The 4,121-nt window shown below is 69.4% G+C and carries 3 protein-coding genes; 2 read left to right on the top strand and 1 reads right to left on the bottom strand.

Annotated elements, in window-relative coordinates; translation table 11 throughout:
• The first annotated feature begins 315 nt into the window (after positions 1–315).
• Both G3N92_RS31355 and htpX read left to right on the top strand, forming a co-directional pair.
• The gene (locus tag G3N92_RS31355) at positions 316–960 is read left to right on the top strand and encodes a LysE family translocator (RefSeq protein ID WP_206131420.1); all 645 of its coding nucleotides are present in this window, start codon (positions 316–318) and stop codon (positions 958–960) included.
• Between the two features lie 142 nt (positions 961–1,102).
• Complete coding sequence (gene htpX, locus G3N92_RS31360; RefSeq protein WP_206131421.1) at positions 1,103–1,960, top strand: zinc metalloprotease HtpX; 858 nt, start codon at positions 1,103–1,105, stop codon at positions 1,958–1,960.
• A gap of 185 nt (positions 1,961–2,145) precedes the next feature.
• Here the strand turns inward: htpX and G3N92_RS31365 are convergent.
• Positions 2,146–4,121: glycoside hydrolase family 2 protein (locus G3N92_RS31365; protein WP_206131422.1), on the bottom strand; the 1,976-nt coding region annotated here is incomplete at its 5' end.

Below are 4,121 nucleotides of genomic sequence, written 5' to 3' on the forward strand. Positions count from 1 at the left end.
TCCCGCGCGCGAGTTCCTGGCCGGGGCGCCGCTCGCGGCCGGCCAGCGTTTCGCGTTGCCCGAGGCGGACTGAGCCGCCGCACCGAGCGTGCGCGGCCAGCGCGGCGGCGAATCGTCTCAGGATTGAGACGATTCGACTATCGCGCCGTTTTGCGCGTTTCAGTGCGGTTTCGCACCGATTTTTCGCCGTTTTCGTGGGTTGCCGGTTGATCGGAAGCGATCGCCGGCCAGGCGATGCGCCGTGTCAAACCGCTGCCGCCTCACCGGCGACGCGCGTAGAATGAGCCGTCCCCCTTCGCTGTCTCGATTCTCCCCATGCTCGGCATCACCCATTTCGGCGTCTTTCTGCTCGCCGTGCTCCTGTTGAACATCACGCCGGGTCCCGATACCGCCTACATCGTTGGGCGCAGCGTCGCGCAGGGCCGCAGCGCGGGCATCGTGTCGGCGCTCGGGATCGGCTCGGGCTGCCTGGTCCACACGCTGGCCTGCGCGTTCGGGCTGACCGCGCTGATCGCCGCTTCGCCGATGGCGTTCACGGCGGTCAAGTACGCCGGCGCGGCCTATCTGGTCTATCTCGGCGTGAAGCTGCTGCTGGCTCGCCCGGAAGCGCCCGCGAGCCCGGCCGAAGCGCCCGCCGCCGCGCCGGCCCGCTCGTTGCGCCAGCTTTACGTGCAGGGCGTCACCACCAACGTGCTCAACCCGAAGGTGGTGCTGTTCTTCATCTCGTTCTTCCCCCAATTCGTCGCCGCCGACAGCGCCCACAAAACGCTCGCGTTTCTCGCGCTCGGCGGCGTGTTCTCGTTGCAGGGGCTGATCTGGAGCGTCGTCGTGGCGTGGGTGGCGGGCAGCGTCACGCGCCGGCTGGCCGGCAATTCGGCCGTGAAGACGTGGCTCGACCGGCTGGTGGGCAGCGCGTTCGTCGGCCTCGGCCTGCGGCTTGCGGTGGCGACCCAGCGCTGACGCGTCGCGACGCGTTTCAATGCGCGCCGCCGTTGTGCATATTGAATTTTTCCGGCGCGCCCTTATCTAACGAATCGCTTACAATCGTCCGGCGGCACATTTTGAGATGTCGTGGGACAGGATTTCGGTCAAGGAGTCGACTATGTTCAATTGGGTCAAGACGGCAATGCTGATGGCCGCGATCACGGCCCTGTTCATCGCGATCGGTGGCGTGATCGGCGGTTCGCGCGGGATGGCGATCGCGCTGTTGTTCGCGCTGGGCATGAATTTCTTTTCGTATTGGTTCTCGGACAAGATGGTCCTGCGCATGTACAACGCGCAGGAAGTGGACGAAACCACCGCGCCGCAGTTCTATCGCATGGTGCGCGAGCTGGCCACGCGCGCGAATCTGCCGATGCCGCGCGTCTACCTGATCGACGAGGCCGCGCCGAACGCGTTCGCCACCGGCCGCGATCCCGAACATGCGGCCGTGGCGGCCACCACCGGCATCCTGCGCGTGCTGTCCGAGCGCGAAATGCGCGGCGTGATGGCGCACGAGCTGGCGCACGTGAAGCACCGCGACATCCTGATCTCGACGATCTCGGCCACCATGGCCGGCGCAATCTCGGCGATCGCGAACTTCGCGATGTTCTTCGGCGGCCGCGACGAAAACGGCCGCCCGACCAACCCGATCGCCGGCATCGCGGTGGCGCTGCTCGCGCCGATCGCCGGCGCACTGATCCAGATGGCGATTTCGCGCGCACGCGAATTCGAAGCCGATCGCGGCGGCGCGCAAATCTCGGGCGATCCGCAGGCGCTGGCCACGGCGCTCGACAAGATCCACCGCTATGCGTCGGGCATTCCGTTCCAGACGGCCGAGGCCCACCCGGCCACGGCGCAGATGATGATCATGAACCCGCTGGCCGGCGGCTCGATCGCGAATCTGTTCAGCACCCACCCGGCCACCGAGGAGCGCATCGCGCGCCTGATGGAAATGGCGCGCACGGGCCGCTTCGACTGAACGCGAACCCGGCCTGAACGAAGCTGAATGAAACGGGGCGGCCCGCCATCGCGCGGCCGCCCCGTTTCGCATTCAGTGGCCGAGCGGGAACGCGCCTTCGGCGTTTGCATGTGCATGCGTGCAAGCCCTCGCCTCGTCGGCGATCGCGAGGACATGGGCGGGTACGCTCGGCCGGCGCCTCGCACTCAATCGTAGAAAACCGGCGTTTGCGCATTGATGGCGCGGATTTCGCCGCCCGGTTTCGGCCGCGCATCGGGTTCGATGCCGCCGGCTCGCAACACCAGCGGCACGACCACCGGCACGCGCGGCGCGAGATGAAACCCGTCGCGCACGGCGCGATAGTGGCGGTCCGCCACCTGCACGAAGCGCGCGAAGCGCTGGGTTTCGATGCGCAGTTGCCAGCCGTCGGCGGTGCGCTCTAGCGCCGCCGTCAACCCGAGATCGCGACGCTCGCGCGCCGAGCGGTCGGGCAGATGAAATGCCTCGGCGAGCCGCGCGCCGGTGTCGCGCGCGTGCAGGCTCGCGATCGTCACGTCGTGCGCGCGCGGGCCGAACCGGTAGGCATGCGTGAAATCGAAGAATTGGCCGAGGCACTGCGCGGCCGACACGCGCTGCGCGCTGCGCGCGGGCAGGTCGACCTCGCATTGCGCCGACGCCACCGCCACCGCGCCGTCGCGCAGGCACACGAGCTCGAGACGCGCGGCGATCGGCTCGGCGCGCTCGTTGATCAGATGCAGATCGAGCCCGTTCAGGCCTTCGTCGGTGATCGCGAGCTGCACCGGCTGCCAGGCCTGCGCGAGCCCGTGATAGGCGCTTTTCGGCGCGCCGAGCGCATCGATCACGCCCCAGCCCGCGCCGATGCGCAGATCCTGCCATTGCCACACGATGCCGCCGCCGCACGCCGAGCCGGCGCGCCGCCATTCGGCGAACACCTCGCCCATTACATCCGCCACCACCGCGCGCGACAGATCCAGATAGCGCGGCGCATCCTCGTAACGCAGGCGCGCGGGATCGACGTCGTAAAGCGTGCGCAGATAGTGATCGCGCACGTCGTCGAAATCCCAGCCCGCGCCGGGGTCGCGCGGCACGGCGCGTTTCCAGCGCGGGTCGTGCGCCTGATGCGTGCCGAGCGCATCGAGCGCGATGTCGTCGGGCACGTTCGCGAACGCGAGGCACTCGCCGGCGAAGCGCACGTTGGCGCGCCGCGCATCGTCGAGCGGGCGCAGGTAGGCGCCCACGCCGTAATAGTGCGTGACGCCTTCGTCGGTCGAGAACGGCCACGCGCCGCCCGATGGCGAATTCGTCACGTAGACGGCGTCGCCGCGTTCGCGTGCGGCGACGCCGGCCAGTTGCGATACGAACAGCGCCTGCGTGCGCATCGCCTCGGGCAGGCCGAACATCGCGGCCTGCTGGTCGACCTCGCTGCCGCCGCACAGCACGGCCAGCGATGCGAAGCGGCGCGTGCGCGCGAGGAACTGCGTCGCCTCGCGCTCGACCGAGGCGACGAACGCGGCATCGGTCGGATAGTCGAAATTGGCGAACGCGAAGTCATGCCAGATCAGCACGCCGGTGCGGTCCGCGATCTCGAAGAACGCGTCGGATTCGTACAGCATCGTGCCGCCCACGCGCAGCAGATTGAGGCCGGCGTCGCGCGCCAGCGCGAAGCCGTGCGCGAGCGCGGGCGGCTCGCCCGTCAGCGTGACGAGATCGGCGCTGGTCCAGCACGCGCCGCGGCAGAACACCGGCACGCCGTTGATGCGCAGCGCGAAGCCCTTGCCGTCCGCGCCGCGATCGACGTCGACGGTGCGGAAGCCCACCTCGCCGAGCGCATGCAGGTGGCGCGCGCCGTCGCGTGCGCCGAGTTCGAGCGTCAGCGCGTGCAGCGCGGGCGTGCCGTGCGTATGCGGCCACCATTTCTCGACCTGCGCGATCCGCAGTTCGCCGCGAGCGAGGCCCGCGTCGTCCCAGCGCAGTTCGGTGGCGTGATCGCCGCAGCGCAGGCGCGCGTGCAGCGCGTGCCGCGCGCGCGCATCGAGGAAGCGGATCGCCACCGACACGATGCCGTCGTCGCCGTCGAGGCGCGTCGCGCAATCGACGTGATCGATCGCGTCGGGCGTGGCGGCCAGCAGTTCGACGGCGCGCCACGGCCCCGCCGCCTGCA

Source organism: Burkholderia sp. Ac-20379, assembly GCF_017104645.1.
GTDB lineage: Bacteria > Pseudomonadota > Gammaproteobacteria > Burkholderiales > Burkholderiaceae > Burkholderia.

Excerpts from the sequence above, each read along its gene's own strand:
- G3N92_RS31355 (WP_206131420.1), top strand. The coding sequence starts at position 316 with ATGCTCGGCATCACCCATTTCGGCGTCTTTCTGCTCGCCGTGCTCCTG.
- htpX (WP_206131421.1), top strand. The coding sequence starts at position 1,103 with ATGTTCAATTGGGTCAAGACGGCAATGCTGATGGCCGCGATCACGGCC.